Origin of the sequence: Jiangella rhizosphaerae, from assembly GCF_003579925.1 — a bacterium.
In the GTDB taxonomy this organism is placed as follows: domain Bacteria; phylum Actinomycetota; class Actinomycetes; order Jiangellales; family Jiangellaceae; genus Jiangella; species Jiangella rhizosphaerae.
The window spans coordinates 1-22949 of record NZ_QUAL01000439.1 but is presented as its reverse complement, the minus strand read 5'-3'; the positions used below and the strand labels follow the sequence as shown (position 1 = coordinate 22949).

General features: G+C 72.2%; 22 protein-coding genes and 1 pseudogene. 5 read left to right on the top strand and 18 right to left on the bottom strand.

The features are described 5' to 3' along the window. Positions 1 to 117: 117 nt before the first annotated feature. The 4 genes and pseudogenes from DY240_RS30680 to DY240_RS30665 all read right to left on the bottom strand — a co-directional run bounded on the left by DY240_RS30680 (position 118) and on the right by DY240_RS30665 (position 3492). Positions 118 to 745 (bottom strand): annotated as a pseudogene (locus tag DY240_RS30680) (dihydrofolate reductase family protein). 332 nt (positions 746 to 1077) lie between these two features. Further along, positions 1078 to 1524 (bottom strand): hypothetical protein, encoded by a 447-nt coding sequence (locus tag DY240_RS30675; protein ID WP_233552936.1) that lies wholly within the window; start codon positions 1522 to 1524, stop codon positions 1078 to 1080. After that, a complete protein-coding gene (gene dapB / locus DY240_RS30670) occupies positions 1521 to 2261 on the bottom strand; it encodes a 4-hydroxy-tetrahydrodipicolinate reductase (RefSeq protein ID WP_119663439.1) in 741 nt (246 codons plus the stop codon). The genes DY240_RS30675 and dapB overlap by 4 nt, the downstream gene beginning before the upstream one ends. 61 nt (positions 2262 to 2322) lie before the next feature. After that, on the bottom strand, positions 2323 to 3492 hold the full coding sequence (locus tag DY240_RS30665) for a hypothetical protein (protein ID WP_119663438.1): 1170 nt from the start codon (positions 3490 to 3492) through the stop codon (positions 2323 to 2325). Between the two features lie 229 nt (positions 3493 to 3721). Between DY240_RS30665 and DY240_RS30660 the strand changes: the two genes are divergently transcribed. After that, complete coding sequence (locus tag DY240_RS30660) at positions 3722 to 4564, top strand: hypothetical protein (protein WP_147375594.1); 843 nt, start codon at positions 3722 to 3724, stop codon at positions 4562 to 4564. A gap of 84 nt (positions 4565 to 4648) precedes the next feature. Here the strand turns inward: DY240_RS30660 and DY240_RS30655 are convergent, their stop codons facing one another. Beyond that, complete coding sequence (locus tag DY240_RS30655) at positions 4649 to 5959, bottom strand: MFS transporter (RefSeq protein ID WP_233552935.1); 1311 nt, start codon at positions 5957 to 5959, stop codon at positions 4649 to 4651. Positions 5960 to 6030: 71 nt separating this feature from the next. On the opposite strand from DY240_RS30655, the gene DY240_RS30650 reads away from it, so the two are divergent. The 4 genes from DY240_RS30650 to DY240_RS30635 all read left to right on the top strand — a co-directional run bounded on the left by DY240_RS30650 (position 6031) and on the right by DY240_RS30635 (position 9745). Further along, positions 6031 to 6999 carry a GlxA family transcriptional regulator gene (locus tag DY240_RS30650; RefSeq protein ID WP_119663435.1) on the top strand — a complete coding sequence of 323 codons (969 nt, stop codon included), beginning with the start codon at positions 6031 to 6033 and terminating at the stop codon, positions 6997 to 6999. Between the two features lie 17 nt (positions 7000 to 7016). Further along, positions 7017 to 7478, top strand: a complete 462-nt coding sequence (locus tag DY240_RS30645) for a tRNA (cytidine(34)-2'-O)-methyltransferase (RefSeq protein WP_119663434.1) — start codon at positions 7017 to 7019, stop codon at positions 7476 to 7478. Positions 7479 to 7521: 43 nt separating this feature from the next. Beyond that, positions 7522 to 8997 (top strand): pyridoxal phosphate-dependent decarboxylase family protein, encoded by a 1476-nt coding sequence (locus DY240_RS30640; protein WP_119663433.1) that lies wholly within the window; start codon positions 7522 to 7524, stop codon positions 8995 to 8997. 142 nt (positions 8998 to 9139) lie between these two features. Continuing rightward, positions 9140 to 9745 carry a dihydrofolate reductase family protein gene (locus DY240_RS30635; RefSeq protein ID WP_119663432.1) on the top strand — a complete coding sequence of 202 codons (606 nt, stop codon included), beginning with the start codon at positions 9140 to 9142 and terminating at the stop codon, positions 9743 to 9745. Positions 9746 to 9750: 5 nt separating this feature from the next. Here the strand turns inward: DY240_RS30635 and uppS are convergent, their stop codons facing one another. From uppS to infB, 13 genes are all read right to left on the bottom strand, one after another. Next, positions 9751 to 10431 carry a polyprenyl diphosphate synthase gene (gene uppS / locus DY240_RS30630; RefSeq protein ID WP_233552934.1) on the bottom strand — a complete coding sequence of 227 codons (681 nt, stop codon included), beginning with the start codon at positions 10429 to 10431 and terminating at the stop codon, positions 9751 to 9753. Positions 10432 to 10517: 86 nt separating this feature from the next. Further along, positions 10518 to 11837: a M16 family metallopeptidase gene (locus DY240_RS30625; RefSeq protein ID WP_119663431.1), complete on the bottom strand. Its 1320-nt coding sequence runs from the start codon at positions 11835 to 11837 to the stop codon at positions 10518 to 10520. Positions 11838 to 11844: 7 nt separating this feature from the next. Then, entirely contained in the window at positions 11845 to 14064 is a 2220-nt protein-coding gene (locus DY240_RS30620) for a polyribonucleotide nucleotidyltransferase (RefSeq protein ID WP_119663430.1), read from the bottom strand. A 233-nt stretch (positions 14065 to 14297) separates the two neighbouring features. Continuing rightward, positions 14298 to 14567, bottom strand: coding sequence for a 30S ribosomal protein S15 (gene rpsO, locus DY240_RS33625; protein WP_119663429.1), 270 nt, complete (start codon positions 14565 to 14567; stop codon positions 14298 to 14300). A 225-nt stretch (positions 14568 to 14792) separates the two neighbouring features. After that, positions 14793 to 15329, bottom strand: coding sequence for a dihydrofolate reductase family protein (locus tag DY240_RS30610; protein WP_158603066.1), 537 nt, complete (start codon positions 15327 to 15329; stop codon positions 14793 to 14795). A 313-nt stretch (positions 15330 to 15642) separates the two neighbouring features. Then, positions 15643 to 16596, bottom strand: coding sequence for a bifunctional riboflavin kinase/FAD synthetase (locus DY240_RS30600; RefSeq protein ID WP_119663427.1), 954 nt, complete (start codon positions 16594 to 16596; stop codon positions 15643 to 15645). Positions 16597 to 16634: 38 nt separating this feature from the next. After that, positions 16635 to 18170: an MFS transporter gene (locus DY240_RS30595; RefSeq protein WP_119663426.1), complete on the bottom strand. Its 1536-nt coding sequence runs from the start codon at positions 18168 to 18170 to the stop codon at positions 16635 to 16637. Between the two features lie 26 nt (positions 18171 to 18196). After that, positions 18197 to 18658 carry a MarR family winged helix-turn-helix transcriptional regulator gene (locus DY240_RS30590; protein ID WP_119663425.1) on the bottom strand — a complete coding sequence of 154 codons (462 nt, stop codon included), beginning with the start codon at positions 18656 to 18658 and terminating at the stop codon, positions 18197 to 18199. 203 nt (positions 18659 to 18861) lie between these two features. Further along, positions 18862 to 19305, bottom strand: a complete 444-nt coding sequence (locus DY240_RS30585) for a MarR family winged helix-turn-helix transcriptional regulator (protein ID WP_119663424.1) — start codon at positions 19303 to 19305, stop codon at positions 18862 to 18864. Then, positions 19302 to 20174, bottom strand: coding sequence for a tRNA pseudouridine(55) synthase TruB (gene truB, locus DY240_RS30580; RefSeq protein ID WP_119663423.1), 873 nt, complete (start codon positions 20172 to 20174; stop codon positions 19302 to 19304). The genes DY240_RS30585 and truB overlap by 4 nt, the downstream gene beginning before the upstream one ends. Further along, positions 20167 to 20625: a 30S ribosome-binding factor RbfA gene (gene rbfA, locus DY240_RS33615; protein ID WP_119663422.1), complete on the bottom strand. Its 459-nt coding sequence runs from the start codon at positions 20623 to 20625 to the stop codon at positions 20167 to 20169. The genes truB and rbfA overlap by 8 nt, the downstream gene beginning before the upstream one ends. A gap of 4 nt (positions 20626 to 20629) precedes the next feature. Then, on the bottom strand, positions 20630 to 20929 hold the full coding sequence (locus DY240_RS30570) for a DUF503 domain-containing protein (protein WP_119663421.1): 300 nt from the start codon (positions 20927 to 20929) through the stop codon (positions 20630 to 20632). Positions 20930 to 20950: 21 nt separating this feature from the next. Next, the coding region (infB, locus tag DY240_RS30565; protein WP_119663420.1) for a translation initiation factor IF-2 at positions 20951 to 22949 on the bottom strand (1999 nt) is incomplete at its 5' end.

Sequence of the window (22949 nt, the reverse complement as noted above, 5' to 3'; positions counted from 1 at the left end):
TCCCTCGATCCCACCCCCTGTGTGATCCCCTACCTTGCCGGGTTTAGATCTCGGTGAGAAGTGATCTGTGGCAGCCGGGCGGACCAGTCCCCCGCCGTGCGCCCGCTTGGGCGTTCCCTACCCGGCCGCGATCAGCGTGGCCGGTGCGTATCGCGGCTGCCCGGCGGGCCGGTACATCTGGGCCGTGATGCCGTTCGGGAAGGCCCGGAAGTCGACGAGGTCGAGTGCGGCGTCCGGACCGGCGTCGGGGAACAGGCGCACGCCCTGGCCGACGACCACGGGATAGGTGAGCAGGACGATCTCGTCGACCAACCGGTGGTCGAGCAGCCAGCGGATCAGGGAGCCGCTGCCGTGCACCTGCAGCTCCCCGCCCGGCGTCGCCTTCAGCTCCTGGACGGCGGCGGTGATGTCTCCGGAGAGGACCGTCGTCTCCGCCCAGCGAGGGTCGGTGAGCGTGGTCGACGCCACGTACTTGGGCCGCTTGTTCAGCGCCGTCCAGATCGGGCTGTCGCCCGGATCGGCCCACGTCCCCCACGAGCCGGCGAAGATCTCGTAGGTCCGCCGGCCGAACAGGAACGCGTCGGCGCGCGCGTAGACCCTCGCCCAGGTACGCCTCGGCCTCGTCGACGAACAGCGGCAGGGCCCAGCCGCCGCGCTCGAACCCCTCGCGCCGGTCCTCGTCGGGCCCGCCGAGTCCCTGCATCACACCGTCGACGGAGACGTTCGTGACAGTCGTGAGCTTCATGATCGTGGTTCCCTTCTCGAGAGGTGGTGGCCATGCGCTTCGGCCGGACCACCGCGCCGATCTCACCGGTCGCAGCGGAGCCCGGTCCGGCCGACCCATCGCGCACCGCTCATCCGTGATCCATCCTTGGCGCGCGGGCCGAGTCGCGTCCAACACCTGTTCGCCGGTGATTGACGCATTCCGGGTGTGAATCCGCCGCGCGCCGGCAGGGATCGCGATGCGGCATGGCTCGCGCCACTCCGGCGCGACGCCGCGCGAGGCTCAGCCTGCAGGACAACCGTCAGCCGTGCAGGGCAACCGCCCGCCGGGCAGCCTCACGGGCCCCGGACGGCTCAGCCGTGCAGGGCAACCGCCCGCCTGGCGGCCTCGCGAGCCCGCGACCGGTCGCCGGCGTCGTCGTAAGCGAGGGCCAGCCGGAACCAGACCCGCCAGTCCTCGGGGTTGGCCTCGGCCTCGGCGCGGCGCCGCTCGAAGAGCTCGTCGGCCGCCGCGCGGTCGGCCCGGCCGCTGGGCCGGCGTGGGAGGTCGTCGACCGGGAGGCCGCCCTCGCTCTCGAGCTCGCGGGCCAGCGCCTGCATGCGCAGCCCGAACCGCACCGACCGCCACAGCACCCAGGCACCGACCGCCGCGATGACCACGACCGCCAGGCCGATGCCCACGCCGGCCGCGGTCGCGGACCCGATCAGCAGCACGCCCCGCCACACGACCAGCACCAGCAGTGCGCCGACGAGGACCGCCATGCCGGCGGCCCAGACGCGGTCGCGCCGTTCTCCTCTCACAGGTCGAGGATCTCCTCGAGCCCGACGGTCAGCCCGGGCCGGTCGACGACGCCGCGCACGCCGGCCAGCACGCCCGGCATGAACGACGCACGGTCGTAGGAGTCGTGCCGGATGGTCAGCGTCTCGCCGGGCGAGCCGAACAGGACCTCCTCGTGCGCGACGAGGCCACGCAGCCGGACCGCGTGCACCGGCACGCCGTCGACCTGCGCGCCGCGAGCACCGTCGAGCGCACTCGTCGTGGCGTCGGGGGCCGGCGGCACGGCCGCGCTGCGGCGGGCCTCGGCGATGACCTCGGCGGTGCGGATGGCCGTCCCACTAGGCGCGTCGACCTTGTCGGGGTGGTGCAGCTCGATCACCTCGACCGACTCGTAGAACCGGGCCGCCTGCGCGGCGAACCGCATCGTCAGGACCGCCCCGATGGCGAAGTTCGGTGCGATGAGGACGCCGACCTTCGGCTGCACCGCCAGCGCCGCCCGCACCTGGCTCATCGACTCGTCCGTCCAGCCCGTGGTGCCGACGACGGCGTGCACGCCCTGCTCGACGCAGTGCAGCACGTTGGCCAGCGTGGCGCCCGGCACGGTGAACTCCACCGCGACGTCGGCCCCGCCGAGGTCGCCGAGGTCGTCGCCCACGTCGAACCGACCTGCGAGCTCGAGGCCGTCGGCGCGCTCGACCGCCTCGACCACCTGCTGCCCCATACGACCGGCCGCGCCGATCACCGCCACGCGTAACGTCATGGGCACAGTCTCTCGTACGTCGATGATCACCTCCCGTCCTGGTCCGCCGCCGCCCCGCCCGTCACCGGGCTCGCTGTTCGGTCACCGGTTCGGCGGCGGCCAGGGACTCGAACCTTTCGCGATCGAGTCCGCTGCTCACCGCCGCCAACGCTCGCCACAGCGCCGAGTACGACGGGCCGACGAGCCGCCGGCGCACCTCCTCCTCGACCAGCGAATCGGCGAGGGCGTCGGCGGCGTGGAAGGCGTAGGCCGGCGTCGAGCCGGGGTCGACGGCGTACATCGCCACGAGCGACTGCACCAGGGCGAAACGCTCGGCCCCGATGCGGTCCAGACCCTGCTCCATCAGCAGCCGCACGCCCGCGGCCGGCTCCTCGTCGTAGTCCGGAGGCGCCTGGAGGTACCCGGCGCCGGACCGAAGGGCGGCACCGATGCCGGCGCACCGCTCGACGAGGCTGTACGGGTCGGAGTCGGGCAACCGCTCCAGCTGCCGCGCTCCGGCCTCGTCGATCGCCATGGGCGGTCCGGCGAACACCGCCCCCGGCTCGCCGGGGACCCGGAGGATGCGCCCATAGAGGAGCGCGTCGGGAGGCAATCCGACGGTCTCGCCGAGGTGCCGGACCACCTGCCGCTCCCCCGTGCCGCGATCGCGCACCCGGAGCTCGACGCCGGCGACCTCGCCCGGCTCGTACACGCATGCCGGCGTGCTCGCCCAGGTGCGGCCGCCTCCACCTCGACGGTCGAGCTCGGGCGCGATGCGGACCAGGAACAGCTCGAGCATGAGCTCGTCGAAGAGCAGGACGTCCGCGGCGGCGCGGGCGATCGCGGTGTGTTCGGCCACCACCCGCCAGGAGTGGTCGTCCGGCCCGGGGGCCAGGCCGACACCGGCCGCGGCGCAGATCTCGCGTTCGATCTTGGCGGCGAGCGGACTGCCGATGACGCCGGCCCACCGCTGACCGGCGGCCACCGCGAACCTGGCCCACTGCCATTCCTCGGCGCGGTCGCCGAGCGTCAGCAGCTCGACGAGCTGTCTGACCCAGGAGCTGCCGAACCGATGCGGTGTTCGCTCCAGGCAGCCGAGCGCCTGCTCGAGATCGCCGGACTGTTCGGCCGTCATGGCCTCGATGACGAGCTCGCGGTCGCGGGTGGTGAAGTCGACATGGCCGTGGTCGCGGCGGCGGCTGTGGGCGGCGCGCCGCTTGGCGCGGCGCTTGTGTGCGCGTGTCTTGGTCATGGCTCGACTCTCTTCGCCGGCCGGGCCCGATTCAACGGCGATCCGCCGGAATGTGGACAACTCCGCGAAGCCGGCATGCCTGTGGACGATTTGCGGGCGTCGCCGGCCGGGCAAGCGGTCCAACCACTCGGGCAACCGCACTGATCTGCGCACATGTCATTCGGGCAAGTCTTCGGGCAAGTGTGGTCCGCGAGCGTGGTGACGTCCCCGCCCCGGAGGGAGCCACCCCGTGTCCACAGCCCCCGCAGCCACCGCAGCCGCAGCCCCCGCGCCCGTCCGCGCGCACGACGTCCCAGCCACGACGGGGCCGGTGCGGCGCAGCGACGACAGCCTCATCGGACGGCTGAACGCCGAGTGGGTCCGGCTGTGCGCCGACCCCGCGACACAGGCGGCCGTCGACCGCTGGCGGCTGGCGGAGGTCGAGTCGCTGGACGGGCTCGAGGCGGCGGTCCGGCGCGACGCCGACGGGGTGTTGCTGGCGCTGCTGCGGCTCGGCCGGTCCGGGGACGGGCTCGCGCTGCGGTCGGTGTTCCAGCTCATGCTCGGCAAGGCGGTCCGCATCGCCGCCACCCATGCCGGCCGCGACTCGCGGGCCAGCCTGGAGCAGGCCGCGGTCACGGCGCTCTGGACGGTCGTCGCGGGGTATCCGGTCGAGCGGCGGCCGGTGAAGGTGGCGGCGAACATCGCCATGGACACCCTCCGGCTGACGGTGGCCGAGCTCGCCCACCAGCGTCACGAGACGCCGTCCAGCCCTGAGCAGCTCCACCCGGCCGCCGCCGGCGAGCCGTCCGACCCGTCCGATCCGTCCGGTGCCTCCGACCCGCCGGACCTCGAGCTGTTCGAGCTGCTCGCCTGGGCGGTGGGCCGGGGGACGATCAGCCGGGACGATGCGGCTCTCCTGGTCGACATCTACGCGCCGGCTCCGGGCCACGAGGGCGGCCGGGCGGCGGCCGAGCGGCACGGCATCAGCTGGGCGGCCGCCCGCCAGCGCGCCAGCCGGGCCACCCGGCGCATCGCCGACGCTGTACGTGCCGACGCGCCTACGGGGCCCGGTCCGACGTCTTGGGTGTGAGTCGCGTCCCAGGTCCCGGTCCGGCCGTCCGGCGCGACGGGGACTCATGACGTGACCGCAACTCGCAGGCGGCGGGGGTCGTCCTCACCCCGGCGGGTGAACGGCCCTCCCGACGACGGACGTGCGCCGGCGGATCGCCAGGGACATCGCGGCGGCCATCGCGCACAGGGCGCCCGCGCCGATCCAGGCCATGTCGTAGCTGCCATACGCATCCCTCGTCAGGCCGGCGCCGAACGCGATCAGTGCCGCGCCGATCTGGTGCGACGCCAGCACCCAGCCGAACACGATCGGGCCGGACGCACCGAAGTGCTCGCGGCACAGGGCGATCGTCGGCGGGACGGTCGCGACCCAGTCGAGGCCGTAGAAGACGATGAAGAACAGCATCGGCGGGTGCACGGTGTCGGCCAGCAGCAGCGGCAGCACCATCAGCGACACCCCGCGCAGCGCGTAGTACACGCCGAGCAGCAGGCGCGGGTCGAACCGGTCGGTGAGCCAGCCGGAGGCGACGGTGCCGATCAGGTCGAAGACGCCGATCACGGCGAGCAGGCCGGCCGCCGTCGTGACGGGCATGCCGTGGTCGTGGGCGGCGGGGACGAAATGGGTGCCGACGAGGCCGTTGGTCGACGCGCCGCAGATGGCGAACGTCCCGGCCAAGAGCCAGAACGCCTTCGTCCGGGCGGCCGTCGTCAGCGCCGTGATCGCCCGCCGCGCGGCACCCGTCGGCGCCACCGCCGGCGGCCCTGCCTCCACGTCCGGCGCAGTCGGGGCGCCGTACGCACGCAGCCCCACGTCCTCGGGCCGGTCGCGCAGCAGGAACCACACCAGCGGCACCACCGCCAGCGCCACCCCGGCGACCAGCAGCGACGCCGGGCGCCAGCCACGGTCCTCGACCAGGACGGCCAGCAGCGGCAGGAAGACCAGCTGGCCGGTCGCCGTCCCGGCGGTCAGGATCCCCGAGACCAGCCCGCGCCGCGCGACGAACCAGCGGTCGGTGACGGTGGCGACGAACGCCAGCGCCATCGACCCCGTCCCCAGCCCGACCAGCAGCCCCCAGCACAGGACCAGCTGCCAGCTGGCCGTCATGAACACCGTCAGCCCGCTCCCGACGGCGACCAGCGTCAACGCGCCCGCCACCACCCGGCGCATGCCGAACCGCTCCATCAGCGCCGCGGCGAACGGCGACGTCAGCCCGTACAGCATGATGTTGACGGAGATCGCGAACGAGATGGTCCCGTGCGACCAGCCGAACTCGTCGCGGAACGGGTCGATCATCACGCTCGGCGTGGCCCGGAACCCCGCGGCCCCGACCAGGGCGAGGAACGCGACGAGCGCCACCCACCAGGCACGGTGGATGCGGGGCGACCGGCGAGGGGGCGCCGAGACGGTCTGCGTCACGCGACGATCCTGCGGCATCCGGCGCGCACGCCACCAGTGGCCCGACAGCCACTATGTGAAAGAATCCGGCCATGACGGCCCAGGCCCACCGCGTGGTCGTGCTCGCCCGGCACGGCGTCATCCCGTTCGAGCTGGCCATCCCGGCTCGCGTGTTCGGCGTGGCCCGCACGGCGGACGGCCGGGCGCTCTACGACGTGCGCACCTGCGGCCTCGAGCCGGGCACCGTCAGCACCGACGCCGACTTCGACGTCGTCGTCCCCCACGGCCCCGAGGCGCTCGCCGGCGCCGACACCGTCGTCGTCCCCGCGTCGTACGCGACCACCAGCATCTCGCGCGAGGGCACGCTGCCGCCGGACCTCGCGGCCGCCTTCGACCTCATCAGGTCCGGCACGCGCATCGTCTCGATCTGCACCGGCGCGTTCGCCCTGGCCGCCGCCGGCCTGCTCGACGGCCGCCCGGCCACGACGCACTGGCGCAGCGCCGCCCGCTTCGCCGAGCTGTTCCCGCAGGTCAAACTCGACCCCGACGTGCTGTTCGTCGACGACGGCGACATCCTGACGTCCGCGGGGGTCGCCGCCGGCATCGACCTGTGCCTGCACATCGTCCGCCGCGACTTCGGCACCGCCGTCGCCAACCGCGCCGCCCGGCGCTGCGTCGTCCCTCCGTGGCGCGACGGCGGCCAGGCCCAGTACGTCGACCAGCCGGTCCCCGAGCCGGCCGCGCCCACCACCGCCGACGCGCGCAGCTGGGCGCTCGCCCACCTCGACCAGCCGCTGACGCTGCAGGACCTCGCGCGCCGTCAGGCGATGAGCGTGCGCACGTTCACCCGCCGGTTCCGCCAGGAGGTCGGCGTCAGCCCCGGGCAGTGGCTGATCCAGCAGCGCGTCGACCGCGCCCGCCACCTGCTGGAGGACAGCGACCTCACCGTCGACGAGGTGGCCCGCCGCTGCGGGTTCGGCACCGCGGCCTCGATGCGCCAGCACCTGCGCGCCAGCCTCGGCGTGTCGCCGTCCGGGTACCGCCGCACCTTCCGCAGCTGACGCCGTACCCTCGCAGCGTGTTCCACGTCGTCTTCTACGAGCCGCGCATCCCGCCGAACACCGGCAACGCGATCCGCATGGTCGCGGCCACCGGCGCCCACCTGCACCTGATCCGCCCGCTCGGCTTCGACCTCGACGACGCCAAGCTGCGCCGCGCCGGCCTCGACTACCACGACCTCGCCAACGTGACCGTGCACGACGACCTCGCCGCGGCCTGGGCGGCGCTGGCGCCGGAACGCGTCTACGCGTTCGCCACCACGGGCACCACCCGGCACAGTGACGTCGCCTACGAGCCGGGCGACGTGCTGCTGTTCGGCCCGGAGCCGACCGGGCTGCCGCCGGACGTGCTGGCCGACCCGCGGATCACCGACCGCGTCCGCATCCCGATGCTGGCCGGCCGGCGCTCCCTCAACCTGTCCAACTCCGCCGCCGTCGCCGTCTACGAGGCGTGGCGCCAGCACGACTACGCCGGCGTCTGACGTCACCCGGCCCATCACACGCCCGCGGGAGTACCGTCGGGCCATGCAGCGACCCGAACCCCTCCCCGACCTGGACTGGACGCCGGACCGCGCCGCCGAGTTCGGCCAGAGCGCGCTGGAGCTGTGGACGGAGTACCTGCGCCGGTTGCCCGGCCTTCCGGTCACACACCCGCACACCCCCGCGCAGACCCGCGCCGCCGTCCTCGACGGCCGCGACGTGCCGGACAAGCCGCTCACCGACGACGAGCTGCTCGACCACCTGCGCACCGTCGTGTTCGAGCACGGCACCCAGACCGGCCACGGCGGCTTCATGGCGTTCATCACCGGCGCGGGCACCGTGCCCGGCGCGCCCGCGGCGCTGCTGGCGGCCGGCATCAACCAGAACCTCGGCGGCTGGCCGCTCGGCCCGGCCGCGACCGAGATCGAGAACCAGGTGCTGGCCTGGTTCGCGGCCCGCCTCGGGCTACCGCCGGAGTCGTCGGGCGCGTTCGTCGCCGGCGGCGCCACCGCGAACCTCATGGCGCTCGCCGTCGCCCGCGACGCGCTGTCCGGCTGGGACGTGCGGCGCGACGGCGTCGCCGCCGGGCCGCGGATGGCGATCTACGGCTCCCACGACGTGCACGAGACGGTCGACCGGGCCGCCGACCTGCTCGGACTCGGCACCGCCGCGGTCCGCCGCGTCGCGACGGATGACCGCTACCGGCTGCGCCCGGACGCCGTCGAGGCGGCCATCAAGCGCGACCTGGCCGACGGCGTCCAGCCGCTCGCCGTGGTCGGCACGGCCGGGACGACGGAGCTCGGCGCCATCGACCCGCTCGACGACCTGGCCGATGTCGCACAACGCTACGGCTGCTGGTTCCACGTCGACGCCGCGTACGGCGGGCCGGCCGCGATGGTCGACGAGCTGCGACCGGCGTTCTCCGGCATCGAGCGGGCCGACTCGATCACCTGCGACCCGCACAAGTGGCTGAACATGCCGATCTCGGCCAGCCTGGTCCTGTTCCGCGACCCGACCCGGCACGTCGCCGCGTTCACCCTGCAGCCCGACTACACCAAGCTCGACGCCGAGGTGCAGAGTGACATGGTGCTGCGCTACCAGTGGACGCCGCAGTTCACCCGGCCGTTCGACGCGCTGCCGGTGTGGGTGTCGCTGCTCGCGCAGGGCTGGGACGCCAGCGCCCGGCGCATCCGCCACGACGTCGAGCTGGCCCGCTGGCTGCACCACCTGGTCGGCGAGCACGACGAACTGGAGGCGGTGGCCGATCCGGAGCTGTCGATCGTCTGCTTCCGTTACGTGCCGCCCGGCGCGGCCGCCGACCCCGCCTACCTCGACGACCTCAACGAGCGCATCCTCTACGCCGTCCAGCGGGCCGGCAAGGTGTACCCGTCGAACGCCGTCATCGGGGGACGGTACGCCATCCGCGCGTGCCTGATCAGCTACCGCACCGAGGCCGAGCACGTCGAGGCGCTGGTCGACGAGGTCGTCGCGCACGGCCGGCGGCTGCACGCGGCCGGCTAGGCGAGGCGCACGCCGAGTGCTCCGCAACGCGGTGTCGTGGGGTGTGCTGGCGGGGTGACGGGTCTATCCTCACCCCGCGCGGCCGATGAGTTCGGGACTCCCGGCCGGTCAACCCTCGTGACACCCGAGGAAAGGAACCGCCATGTCGGAGCTTCTCGTCGACTTCATCACCTCGCTCGACGGCTACGCGTCGGGAGAGGGATGGCCCGGATTCTGGGGGCTCGAGGGCCCGGAGTACCTCGGCTGGCTCGCCGAGCAGCCCGAGGTCACGTACCTGATGGGAGCGAACACCTACCGCCTGATGTCGGGCTTCGCGGCCGGCTCGGTCCCGAGTGGCCAGGACGAGTTCCGGCCCGAAGAGGAGGCGTCCGTCGACGAGCTCACGCGAGCGTCCAAGGTGGTGTTCTCCTCCACGCTCGAGGAGCCATTGACGTGGGCCAACTCCACGCTGGTCCGCGACGACGCCGTCGAGACCGTCCGCGCCATGAAGGCGAGTGGCTCGGGCCTGCTCAGCACGATCGGCAGCCTCAGCCTGAGCCGGTCCCTGCTACGAGCCGGGCTCGTCGACCGCTTCCGGGTCGTGATGTTCCCGGTGATCACCGGGGCCACCGGCGCGGAACGCATCTACGACGGCTATCCGGACGTCGCCCTCGAGATGATCGAGCACCGCACCTTCGACGGCCGTCTCCAACTGGTCGAGTACAAGCCGCGCGTGCTCGAGCATCCGCCGCTCGGCGCCCCTGCGTGACGTCGCTAGGCGGCGTGGGCCCGCCGCCGCGCGTACGTGCGCAGCGCGCGGAGGACGTCGACCTGGCGGAAACCGGGCCAGTAGGCGTCGCAGAAGTACAGCTCGGCCCGGGTGGACTGCCAGAGCAGGAAGCCCGACAGCCGCCGCTCACCGCTGGTGCGGATGACGAGGTCGGGCTCGGGCTGGTCCCGGGTGTAGAGGTGCCGGGCGATGTCGTCGGGCGTGAGCGCGTCGGGCGAGCCGCCCTCCTCGAGGTACGCGCGGACGGCGTCGACGATCTCCTGCCGGCCGTCGTAGCCGATCGCGACCGTCAGCTCCAGCCCGGCCGACCGGGTCGCCGTCGCGTCGACGGCCAGCTTCAGCGCGTCGCGGGTGGTGTCGGGCAGCAGGTCGAGCCGGCCGGCGACGTGCAGGCGCCAGGGGTGCGCGGGGTCGGCCAGCCGTGTCATGACGACCTCCTCGACCATGCGCATGAGGTGGTCGACCTCGTCGGCGTCGCGCTTGCGGAGGTTGTCCGACGATGCCACATACACCGTCACGTGCCCGATGCCGATCGCCGAGCACCACTCCAGCAGCTCCTCGACGTGCTCGGTGCCGAACCGGTGCCCGATCGACGGGTCGGCGTAGCCGGCCTGCCGCGCCCACCGGCGGTTGCCGTCCATGACGACCGCGACGTGCCGGGGCAACCGGGCACGCACTTCCGGTGCGGACAGCGACGCCTACAGCCGCCGCACGTACCAGCGATACAGCACGTCGCGCGCCGGCCGCATCGTCAGCCCAGCACCGCCTCGAACCGGCCGGCCGACTCGAACGGCCCGACGACCGCGAGCGTCGGCGTGGCCGGCAGCAGCGCCTGGGCCAGCTCGGTGACCTGGTCGATCGTGACGGCGTCCACCCGGGCGATCAGCTCGTCGACGCTGGGCAGCTCGTCGTAGACCAGCTCGGCCTTCGCCAGCCGGCTCATCCGGGCGCTGGTGTCCTCGAGCCCGAGCACCAGCCCGCCGCGCGCCTGGCCCTTGCCGCGCTCGAGCTCCTCGGCGGTGATGCCGCCGCGTGCGACGTCGGCCAGCACCGTGCGGGTGAGCTCGAGCACCTGGTCGACCTTCTTCGGCTGGCAGCCGGCGTAGACGCCGAGCAGCCCGGCCGCCGCGTGCTGTGACGCGTACGAGTAGACCGAGTAGGCCAGCCCGCGCCGCTCGCGGACCTCTTGGAACAGCCGCGACGACATGCCGCCGCCGAGCGCGGCGTTCAGCACGCCCAGCGCGAACCGGCGCTCGTCGTTGCGGGCCAGTCCGGGGACGGCCAGCACGACGTTGGCCTGCTCGGTGGGCCGGTGCAGCAGGGTGACCCCGCGGCCGGAGGACGGCGCGACGCCGCCCGTGCGCGCCGGCGCCGGCTCGTCGTCGCCGTCGAGGAAGCCGGCCGCGGCGAACGCCTTCTCGACCAGCGCGACGACGTCGTCGTGGCGGACGTTGCCGGCGACCGCGACGACCATGTTCCGGGCCAGGTAGTGGCGCCGGTAATAGTCGTTGACGGTGTCGCGCGCCATTCCCGAGATGCTGTCGACCGTGCCGAGGATGGACCGGCCCAGCGGGCTGTCGCCCCACATGTGCCCGGCCAGCAGGTCGTGCACGGCATCGGACGGGTCGTCGTCGCGCATGGCGATCTCTTCGAGGACGACCTCGCGCTCGCTCTCGACGTCGACCGGCGCGATCAGCGACGACGTGACCATGTCGGACACGACGTCGACCGCCAGCGGCAGGTCGGCGTCGAGCACCCGCGCGTAGTAGCAGGTGAACTCCTTGGCGGTGAACGCGTTGATCTCACCGCCGACGGACTCGACGGCCGCGGAGATGTCCAGCGCCGTACGCTTCGGCGTCCCCTTGAACAGCAGGTGCTCGAGGTAGTGCGTGGCGCCGGCCTCGGCCGTCTGCTCGTCGACCGAGCCGACGCCCACCCAGATGCCGAAGGCGACCGACCGGACGGTGGGGACGGCCTCGGTGACGATGCGCAGTCCGCCGGGGAGGACGGTGCGGCGGACCAGCCCGCCCTCGTCCTCCCCCAGCAACGTCCGTGTCGACGGGGTTGTCACGCGGCCGTCAGGACTCGCTCGCCTCGCCGGCGGTGGCGGGAGTCTCCTCCTCGACGATCGGCGTCAGGGCGAGCTTGCCGCGGTCGTCGATCTCGGTGATCTCGACCTGGATCTTCTGCCCGACCGAGACGACGTCGTCGACGTTCTCGACCCGCTTGCCGCCCGCGAGGGACCGCAGCTTGGAGATGTGCACCAGGCCGTCCTTGCCCGGCAGCAGCGAGACGAACGCGCCGAAGCTCGTCGTCTTGACGACGGTGCCGAGGTAGCGCTCGCCCACCTCGGGCATCGTCGGGTTGGCGATGGCGTTGATGGCGTTGCGGGCGGCGTCGGCGGACGGGCCGTCGGTGGCACCGATGAAGATGGTGCCGTCGTCCTCGATGGCGATCTCGGCGCCGGTGTCGTCCTGGATCTGGTTGATCACCTTGCCCTTGGGGCCGATGACCGCGCCGATCTGGTCGACCGGGATCTTGATGGAGATGATCCGCGGCGCGTAGGGGCTCATCTCGTCCGGCCGGTCGATGGCCTCGGCCATGACGTCGAGGATGGTGAGCCGGGCGTCGCGAGCCTGCTGCAGCGCGGCAGCGAGAACGGATGCCGGGATGCCGTCCAGCTTCGTGTCCAGCTGCAGCGCCGTGACGAACTCCCGCGTGCCCGCGACCTTGAAGTCCATGTCGCCGTAGGCGTCCTCGGCGCCGAGGATGTCGGTGAGCGTGACGTAGCGCGTCTCGCCGTCGACCTCGCCGGAGATGAGGCCCATCGCGATGCCGGCGACCGGCGCGCGCAGCGGCACACCGGCGTTGAGCAGCGACATCGTGGAGGCGCAGACCGAGCCCATGGACGTCGAGCCGTTGGAGCCCAGCGCCTCGGAGACCTGCCGGATGGCGTACGGGAACTCCTCGCGCGCCGGGATGACCGGCAGCAGCGCCCGCTCGGCGAGCGCGCCGTGGCCGATCTCGCGCCGCTTCGGCGAACCGACGCGGCCGGTCTCGCCGGTGGAGTACGGCGGGAAGTTGTAGTTGTGCATGTAGCGCTTCGACGTCTCGGGCGAGAGGGTGTCGAGCTTCTGCTCCATGCTGAGCATGTTCAGCGTGGTGACGCCGAGGATCTGGGTCTCGCCGCGCTCGAACAGCGCCGAGCCGTGTGCCCGCGGGATGGGGCCGACCTCGGCGGACAGCGTGCGGATGTCGGTGAGCCCACGGCCGTCGATGCGGACCTGGTCGCGCAGGACGCGCTCGCGGACCGCGGTCTTGGTGACGGACCGGAACGCGGCGCTGACCTGGCCCTCCTGGCCCTCGAACTGCTCGGCCAGCCGCTGCTTGACCTCGGCCTTGATCTCGTCGAGGCGCTGCTCGCGCTCCTGCTTGCCGGCGATCGTCAGGGCCTTCGCCAGCTCGTCGCGGGCGGCGGCCTCGACGGCGGCGTACACCTCGTCGGTGTAGTCGAGGAAGATCGGGAACTCGGCGGTCTCCTTCGCCGCGGCGGCCGCGAGCTCCTTCTGCGCGTTGGCCAGCGCGGTGATGAACGGCTTCGAGGCCTCGAGGCCGGCGGCCACGACCTCTTCCGTCGGCGCGGTGCGGCCGGACTGGACGAGGTTCCAGGTGTCGGCGGTCGACTCGGCCTCGACCATCATGATGGCGACGTCGCCGTCGTCCAGCACCCGGCCGGCCACGACCATGTCGAAGACCGCCTCGGACAGCTGCGAGTGGTTCGGGAACGCCACCCACTGGTCCTCGATCAGCGCGACCCGGACGGCGCCGACGGGGCCGGCGAACGGCAGGCCGGCGAGCTGGGTGGACGCGGACGCGGCGTTGATGGCGACGACGTCGTAGAGGTGGTCGGGGTGCAGCGACATGACCGTCATGACGACCTGGACCTCGTTGCGCAGGCCCTTCGCGAACGACGGGCGCAGCGGCCGGTCGGTGAGCCGGCAGGTGAGGATGGCCTCCTCGCTGGGCCGGCCTTCGCGGCGGAAGAACGAGCCCGGGATGCGGCCCGCGGCGTACATGCGCTCCTCGACGTCGACCGTCAGCGGGAAGAAGTCGAGGTGTTCCTTCGGCTGCTTGGAGACCGTCGTGGCCGACAGCAGCATGGTCTCGTCGTCGAGGTAGACGACGGCCGAGCCGGCGGCCTGCTGGGCGAGCTGGCCGGTCTCGAAACGAATGGTGTGGGAGCCGTACTTGCCGTTGTCGATGACGGCTTCGGCAGTGTGAATCTGCGGACCCGACATGGGTCGTCCTCCTGGAGCTGGCGGGAGGCCGCTCGAATGAGATCTCGTACGCGCCGGTCTTCGATGGAAGCCCGCGGGCCATGTCGTTCGCCCGAGGGCCACAACCGAGGACCGGCCTGCTGCGTTCAAGTCGGCCGCCCTGTTCGGTTGGGCGTTGTTCAATTGTGTGCCGGTGGCTGATATGCCGAGGGAGCGGCTCCCGGGCTCGGGAGTCCGCTCCCCACGGCGTCAGCTCATCGGCGCAGGCCGAGCTTCTCGATCAGCGCACGGTAGCGTTCGATGTCGACCCGCTGCAGGTACTTGAGCAGCCGGCGGCGCTGGCCGACCAGCAGCAGCAGCCCGCGGCGGCTGTGGTGGTCGTGCTTGTGCACCTTCAGGTGCTCGGTGAGGTGGTTGATGCGGTGCGTGAGCAGCGCGACCTGCACCTCGGGCGAGCCCGTGTCGCCGTCGCCGCGAGCGTGCTCGGCGATGATGGTCTGCTTCGTCTTCGTGTCGGTCGGCACGGAACTCCTTGTCGAATCGTTGCGCGGCGCTTCCGGGCATGTCCACCGGTGCACTCTCGAACCGCGGCCGTTCTGACGGCGGCGCCAAGGATACCAGCGCGGCCCAGCCGGGAACGAATCGCCCCCAGGCGCTTCTCCAAGTGACGACGGCATCACGGGGTCGCCCGGCTTGATGCGGGACCAGAACCGGGTCGCGCTGGAAGCTGAGGCTGACCGCCGCCAGACTCAGTCGGGACGGACGTATTTCAGCGCGAGATTGCCGCGCGGGAAGGACTTCACCTCGACCAGCTTCAGCCTGGTGAACGTGGTGAACAGCGGACCACCGGCGCCGAACGCGACCGGCCCGACCATCAGGTGATACTCGTCGACGAGGCCGGCCGCGACCACCGACTGGGCGAACCGGACACCGCCATGCACCATGATCGGCCCGACACCCCGCTCCTTGAGACCGCGGATCTCGGTGGCCAGGTCACCGGAGCAGACGGTCGTAGTGTCCCACGGGGTCTCGATCGGCCGGCGGGAGAAGACGACCTTCGGGATCCGGTTCATCGCATCCGCCTCGGGCCCGGTCCGGTACGGCCAGTAGCCCGCCATGTCCCGGTACGTCGTCGAGCCCATCGCGTGCACTCCGGCCCAGCCGAGCAGGTCGCCCATGTAGGCGGTGAATTCCTCGTCCTCGTCGTACTCGACGAGGACGTCCTCTGGTACGCCGGGCGCCACCGCGCCGTAGCCGTCGAGGGACAGACTGTGCCGGAGAACCACTGGGTCCGCATCCATACCTGTGAGACCGGCGCCGGCGGCGGAACTCATCGCTGCGGCGGAAATTCACGATGCCGTGCGTACGTAAAGCTGGGCGGGTTCCTTCTTGAGAGCGTGTCTCTCAGGCGATCACCGCGTCCGGTCTGGTCCGTGGTCGTCCACGGCCCAGCCGAGGCACGGGATGGGGGCGAGGACCTCGGTGAGCAGTGACCACGATCGCCAACGGCCGGCCCTTGCCATCGACAGCATGATGGATCTTCGTGGTCGACCCACCACGTGAGCGACCAACACCGTGACCTGCGGGTTCAGACACGCCCTAGCTGGCGAGGACGACACGCGCCTTGGCGACGTCGTCGTTCATGGTGGCGATGAGGTCGTCGACGGAGTCGAACTTGAGGGTGGGGCGCAGGCGCTCGACGAACTCGAGGAGGATCTCGTCGCCGTAGAGGTCGAGGTCCGTGCGGCCGATGACGTAGGCCTCCACACGCCGCGCCACGCCGTCGAACGTCGGGTTGGTGCCGATGGAGACGGCCGCCGGCAGGCGGTCGCGGTCGGCGGCGCGCGACAGCCAGCCCGCGTACACGCCGTCGGCCGGCACCAGTCCCTCGGCGGAGGCCGAGAGGTTCGCCGTCGGGAAGCCGAGCTCCCGGCCCCGTTTGTCGCCCTCGACGACGACGCCGCGCAGGCGGTGCGGCCGGCCGAGGATCTCCGCGGCGCCGGAGACGTCCCCCACGGCCAGCAGCTCGCGCACCCACGTCGACGACCAGCGGCGGGCTCCGTCGGGCGTGGTGACCTCGGGGATCACCTCGACGGTGAAGCCGTAGCGGTCGCCCAGCTCCAGCATGGTCGAGAGGTCGCCGGCGTTCTGCCAGCCGAACCGGACGTCGTGGCCGACGACGACGGTGACGGCGTGCAGGCCGTCGACGAGGAAGCGGCGGACGAACTCCTCGGGCGACTGCCGGGCGAACTCCCAGGTGTAGGGCTGGACGAGCACGGCGTCGAGGCCCGTCGAGGCGAGTAGTTCGAGCTTGTCGCGCACACCCGTGATCAGCGGCGGCGCGTCCTCGGGCCGGTGCAGCTGCCGCGGATGGGGGTCGAACGTGACGGCGACGGCGCTCGTGCCCGCGCCGCGCCCGACGGCGTGGGCGTCGGCCACCATGCGGGTCAGGACCTGCCGGTGGCCGAGGTGGACGCCGTCGAAGTTGCCGATGGTGACGACCGACGGGCCGAACCCGGGAGGGACCTGGTCGAGATCGGTCCAGCGGTGCACGCGTGTTCTCCCGGGTTCGATGTCGTCTGACTACGACATTATGCCCGCGCGGCGGCGCCCTCCAGGTCGGCCGGCTCGGCGTCGCCCACCGTCGTGCGCAGCGAGGTCTCGCGCATGAACAGGACGGCGACGAACGCCAGCAGGGCGATCGCCCCGGCGATGAGGAAGACCAGCGCCGTCGCGTCGCCGTAGGCGTGCTCGACGATGACCCGCACCGGCTCCGGCAGCCCGCTGAGGTCCAGCGAGGTGGAGCCGCCGTTCTGTGTGGCGGCGCCGGCGCCGGGGATCGACGCCAGGCCCTCGGTGATGAGGTCGGTGACGTGCGTGGCCAGGATCGCGCCGAGGACGGAGACGCCGGCCGCACCGCCGAGCGAGCGGAAGAACGTGACGGTGGAGGTGCCGGCGCCGAGGTCGCGGTAGTCCAGGCCGTTCTGTGCCGCCAGCACCAGGTTCTGCATGCTCGACCCGACGCCGACGCCCAGGATGGCCATGTAGACGCCGATCAGCACCAGCGAGGTCGAGTGGTCGATGGTCCCCAGCAGCCCCAGCCCGACGACGATCAGCGCGGTGCCGGCGACGAGGAACCTCTTCCACCGCCCGAACCGGGTGACCAGCTGGCCGGTGACGGTCGACGCGAGCAGCAGGCCGACGATCATCGGCAGCGTGAGCAGGCCGGCCGCCGTCGGCGAGTAGCCGCGGGAGATCTGGAAGTACTGGCCGAAGAAGACCGACGACCCGAACATGGCGATGCCGATCGCGACGCTGGCGACGATCGCCAGCACCATGGTCCGCTGCCGCATCAGCCGCGGCGGCACGACCGGGTCGGCCACCCGCCGTTCCACGACGACGGCCAGCGCGATCAGCAGCAGCCCGCCGGCGACCAGCGCTGCGCTGGCCCAGGAGACCCACTCGAAGTTCTTGCCGGCCAGCGTGACCCAGATGAGCAGCACGCTGATGCCGCCGGGGATGAGCAGCGAGCCCAGCCAGTCGATCCTGGTGTCCGACGTCAGCACCGGCAGCTTCAGCGTCCGCTGCAGTAGCACCAGCGCGGCCACGCCGAACGGGACGCCGACCCAGAAGCACCAGCGCCAGCCGAGGCTGGAGTCGACGAGGAACCCGCCGAGCAGCGGGCCGCCCACCGTCGCCACCGCCATGACCGCACCGAAGTACCCCATGTACCGGCCCCGCTCGCGCGGGCTGACGATCGAGGCCATGACGATCTGCACCAGCGCCTGAAGACCGCCCAGCCCCAGGCCCTGGAGCACCCGGAAGCCGATCAGCGCCTCGGTGGTCTGGGAGAACCCGGCCAGGATCGAGCCGATCACGAAGACGGTGATCGACAGCTGGACGAGCAGCTTCTTGTTCATGCGGTCGGCCAGCTTGCCCCAGATCGGGGTGGTGGCCGTGGCCGCGAGCAGCGTCGCCGTCACGACCCACGTGTACTGGTCCTGGTTGCCGCCGAGGTCGCCGATGATGCGTGGCAGCGCGTTGGCGACGATCGTGCCGGACAGCATCGCCACGAACATGGCGAGCAGCAGCCCGGACATCGCCTCCAGCACCTGTCGATGGGTCATCGCGGTAGGCGCAGCAGCCTCTGTCGTCATCGGACGCGTTCCCTTCCCCCGCAGAGCTCCTCGCGGAGATCGCCGTTGAGCTTGGTGAGCAGTTCGACCAGCTGCCGGGCCTCGGCCTCGCTCCAGTCGGCGAGCGCGGCGGCGACGATCTCGCCGCTGCGCTCGCGGGCGCGTTGCAGCACGGCGTGGCCGTCGGCCGTGAGGTCGAGGATGCCGGCGCGGGCGTCGTCCGGGTCCGGACGGCGTTCCACCAGCCCTCGCTCCACCAGCTCGGCCGCCTGCCGGCTGGCGACGGACGTGTCGACCTGCAGCTGGTCGGCCAGCGCCGTCAGCCGCATCGCCCCGCCCTTGCTCAGCGCGGCGAGCATGCCGCCCAGCGTCGGACCCACGCCCTCGTAGATCTCGACGTGGCGGTGGGTGAGCAGTTTGCCCAGCCGGACCAGGAGCCGTCCCTGGTCGACCAGGTCGCTCCAGACATCGCTGCGCATCGCGCACGTCACCGCCTCAGTTGGTTGTTCCCCGCAACTATAGGCTAAATGGTTGCAGCAACCAACTTTATTCCCGGGAGGGTCATGCAAGACCGACGGGCGATGGGAGCCGAAGGTCCCCTGAGCCCTCGGTCCAGGGCGAACGCCGACTGGAGAGAGTTCGTGAGCTTTGCATGACCCGACCACCGAGGAGGGTTGCGTGGCTATTCCTGCGACAGCGACTCGTTCAGGCGTTTGAGCAGGACGGCGAGGGTGTCGACGTCGGCGTCGGGCCAGTCCTCCAGCGCCTCGCCGAACCAGCGGCCGCGGGCGCCGCGCAGCTGCTGGACCCGGGCGCGGCCGTCGTCGGTGATGTGCAGCAGCCGGGCCCGGCCGTCCTGCGGGTCGGGCACCCGCTGGATGAGCCCCATCGACTCCATCTGGGTGACCTGCCGGCTGACGGTGGACTTGTCCAGCCCCAGCCGCTCGGCGAGGTCGGCGGCGCGGACGTCGCCGCCGTCGGCGAGCAGCCCGAGCAGGCCGTACGCGGCCGCCTCGAGGCCCTCGTCGACCTGCCGGGCGAGGTCGATGGAGAGCCGGCGCACGCGGCGCCACAGGAAGGCGAGCTCGGCCTCGAGCTGCTCGTGGACCTGCTGCCGATCGTTCATACGAACACCGCCAGGTGCTTCGCGCGGGATCCCCGGTCCTCGACTAGCGACAGCAGCGTACCGTCCGGGCCGAACACCGCGACGGGGCCCGGCCCGCGCCCGGTGGCGGGCAGCGGCATGCCGTGGGCGACCTTGCCGGCGGTGCCGGCGTCGACGTCGAGCCGCGGGAACGCCGCCGCGGCGGCCTCGGCCAGCGGGAGGACGGCGAAATCCTCGGCGAGCGCCTCGAGCGTCCGTGCGCGGTCGAGGCGGTAGGGACCGACGGCGGTGCGGCGCAGCGCGGTGAGGTGGCCGCCGACGCCCAGCGACGCGCCGAGGTCGCGGGCCAGCGCCCGGATGTAGGTGCCGGACGAGCACGTGACGGAGACGTCGAGGTCGACGAACCCGCCGTCGCGGCGGGTGACCAGCACGTCGAACCGGCGGACGACGACGTCGCGCGCCGGCAGCTCGACGTTCTCGCCGGACCGGACCCGGTGGTACGAGCGCACGCCGTCGATCTTCACCGCCGAGACCGCACTCGGCACCTGCTGGATCGGCCCAGTGAGCGCGGCGACACCGTCCGCGACGGCGTCGTCGGTGACGCCGGACGCGTCGGCCGTCGCGGTGACCTCGCCCTCGGCGTCGTCGGTGACGGTGGTGGCGCCGAGCCGGATGGTGGCGTCGTACTCTTTCTCCGTCAGCGCCAGGTGGCCGAGCAGCTTGGTGGCCTTGCCGACGCCGACGACGAGGACGCCGGTGGCCATCGGGTCGAGCGTGCCGGCGTGGCCGACCCGCCGGGTGCCGGCCAGCCGGCGGATCCGGGCGACGACGTCGTGCGAGGTCCAGCCACCGGGCTTGTCGACGACGACGAGGCCGTCGGAATCAGCCACGGGCGTCGTCGTCCTCGTCGTCGTCCTCGTCCTCGGCGGGCTTGCGGTACGGGTCGGGGTCGCCGGCGTACTCGGCCTCGGCCGCCGCCTGGGCGACCCGCTCGTCGGACTCGCGGGCGGCCCGCAGGAGGTCGTCGATGTTCGCGGCGTTCTCAGGGACGGCGTCGGCCACGAACTCCAGCGTCGGCGTGAACCGCACGCCGGTGCGCCGGCCCACCTCGGAGCGGACCAGGCCCTTGACGCTCTCGAGCGCCGCGGCCGTGGCCGAGCGCTCCTCCTCGTCGCCGTAGACGGTGTAGAAGACGGTGGCGTCGCGCAGATCACCGGTGATGCGGGCATCGGTGACCGTCACGAACCCCAGCCGCGGGTCCTTGACCCGGCGTTCCAGCGTCTCGGCCGCGATCTCGCGGATGCGGTCGGCCAGCTTGCGCGCCCGCGCTGGATCGGCCATGGCACTACTCCTCGTCCTCATCGTTGTGGATCCGCCGCCGGGCGGAGAGCAGCTCGATCTCCGGGCGGTCCGCGACGTGCTGCTCGACGGCGTCGAGCACGTCGATGCACTGCCGGGAGTCGCCGGCGACGACGGCGACCCCCACCTCCGCGCGGCGGTGCAGGTCCTGGTGACCCACCTCGGCGACGGCGACGTCGAAGCGGCGCCGTAGCTCGGCCACGACGGGCCGGACCACGGCGCGCTTCTGCTTCAACGACCGCACGTCGCCGAGGAGCAGGTCGAACGTGATCGTTCCCACGAACACGGCTCGGTCCCGCGGACGGCGTCAGCCGCGCGGCTTCTCCTTCATCTCGTAGGTCTCGATGCGGTCGCCGACCTGGATGTCGTTGAACGAGCCGAGGCTGATACCGCACTCGAACCCGTCGCGGACCTCCGTGACGTCGTCCTTCTCGCGCCGCAGCGAGGCGACCGTGAGGTTCTCGCCCACCACGACGCCGTCGCGGACCAGCCGCGCCGACGCGTTGCGGCGGATGAGACCGCTCGTGACCATGCAACCGGCGATGTTGCCGATGCGGGACGAACGGAACACCTCGCGGATCTCGGCGGTGCCGAGCTGGACCTCCTCGAACTCCGGCTTGAGCATGCCCTTGAGGGCCGCCTCGATCTCCTCGATGGCCGAGTAGATGACCGAGTAGTACCGGATCTCCACACCCTCGCGGTCGGCCAGGTCCTCGACCGTCCGGCTCTGCGGCCGGACGTTGAAGCCGATGATGATGCCCTGGTCGATGGAGGCGAGGTTGACGTCGTTGGCCGTGATGGCGCCGACGCCGCGGTGGATGATGTTGAGGCTGACCTCTTCGCCCACGTCGATCTTGAGCAGCGCGTCCTCGAGTGCCTCGACCGAGCCGGACACGTCGCCCTTGAGGATCAGGTTCAGCGTCTCGACCTTGCTCTCGGCCATGAAGCTCTCGAGCGTGACCCGCTTGCGCGCCTTGGCCAGGGCCGCGTTGCGCTCCATGGCCTCGCGCTTCTCGGCGATCTGCCGCGCGGTGCGGTCGTCGTCGGCGACGAGGAACTTGTCGCCGGCGCCGGGCACCGCGGTGAGACCGAGCACCTGGACCGGGCGGGACGGACCCGCCTCCTCGACCACCTTGCCGTACTCGTCGAGCATGGCGCGCACGCGGCCGTAGGACTGACCGGTGACGATGGCGTCGCCCGGGTGCAGCGTGCCGCGCTGCACCAGGACGGTGGCCACCGGGCCGCGGCCGCGGTCGAGGTGACCCTCGATCGCGACGCCGCGCGCCGCCATGTCGGCGTTGGCCCGCAGGTCCAGCGCCGCGTCGGCGGTCAGCAGGACGGCCTCGAGCAGCTTGTCGATGTTGATGCCCGGCTTCGCCGCGACGTCGACGAACATGGTGTCGCCGCCGTACTCCTCGGCCACCAGGTTGTACTCGGTGAGCTGCTGGCGGATCTTCGCGGGATTCGCACCCTCGACGTCGATCTTGTTGACCGCGACGACGATCGGGACGCCGGCCGCCTGGGCGTGGTTCAGCGCCTCGATGGTCTGCGGCATCACGCCGTCGTCGGCCGCCACCACGAGGATGACGATGTCGGTCACCTGCGCACCACGGGCACGCATGGCGGTGAACGCCTCGTGGCCCGGGGTGTCGATGAAGGTGATGGCCCGCTGCTCGCCCTCGTGCTCGACGTACACCTGGTAGGCACCGATGTGCTGGGTGATGCCGCCGGCCTCGGACTCGACGATGTTCTCCTTGCGGATGGCGTCGAGCAGCTTCGTCTTACCGTGGTCGACGTGGCCCATGACGGTGACCACCGGCGGCCGCGGCACGGCGTTGGCGTCGTCCTCGGCCTCGAAGTCGATGTCGAACGACTCGAGCAGCTCGCGGTCCTCGTCCTCGGGCGACACCATCTGGATGTCGTAGCCGAGCTCCTCGCCCAGCACCCGGAAGGTGTCTTCGTCCACCGACTGGGTGGCCGTGACCATCTCGCCCAGGCCGAACAGCACCTGGACCAGCTGCGCGGGGTCGACGTCGATGCGCTCGGCGAAGTCGGCCAGGGACGCGCCGCGAGGCAGCCGGACGGTGTCGCCGTTGCCGCGGGGCAGCCGCACGCCACCGATGCTCGGCGCCTGCATGTTGTCGTATTCCTGGCGCTTCTGCCGCTTGCTCTTGCGGCTCTTCGCCGGCTTGCCGCCGGGACGGCCGAACGCGCCGGCCGTGCCACCGCGGCCGCGGCCACCGCCGCCACCGGGACGACCGCCGCCGCCAGGACCGCCGCCGAAGCCACCGCCGCCGCCCGGACGG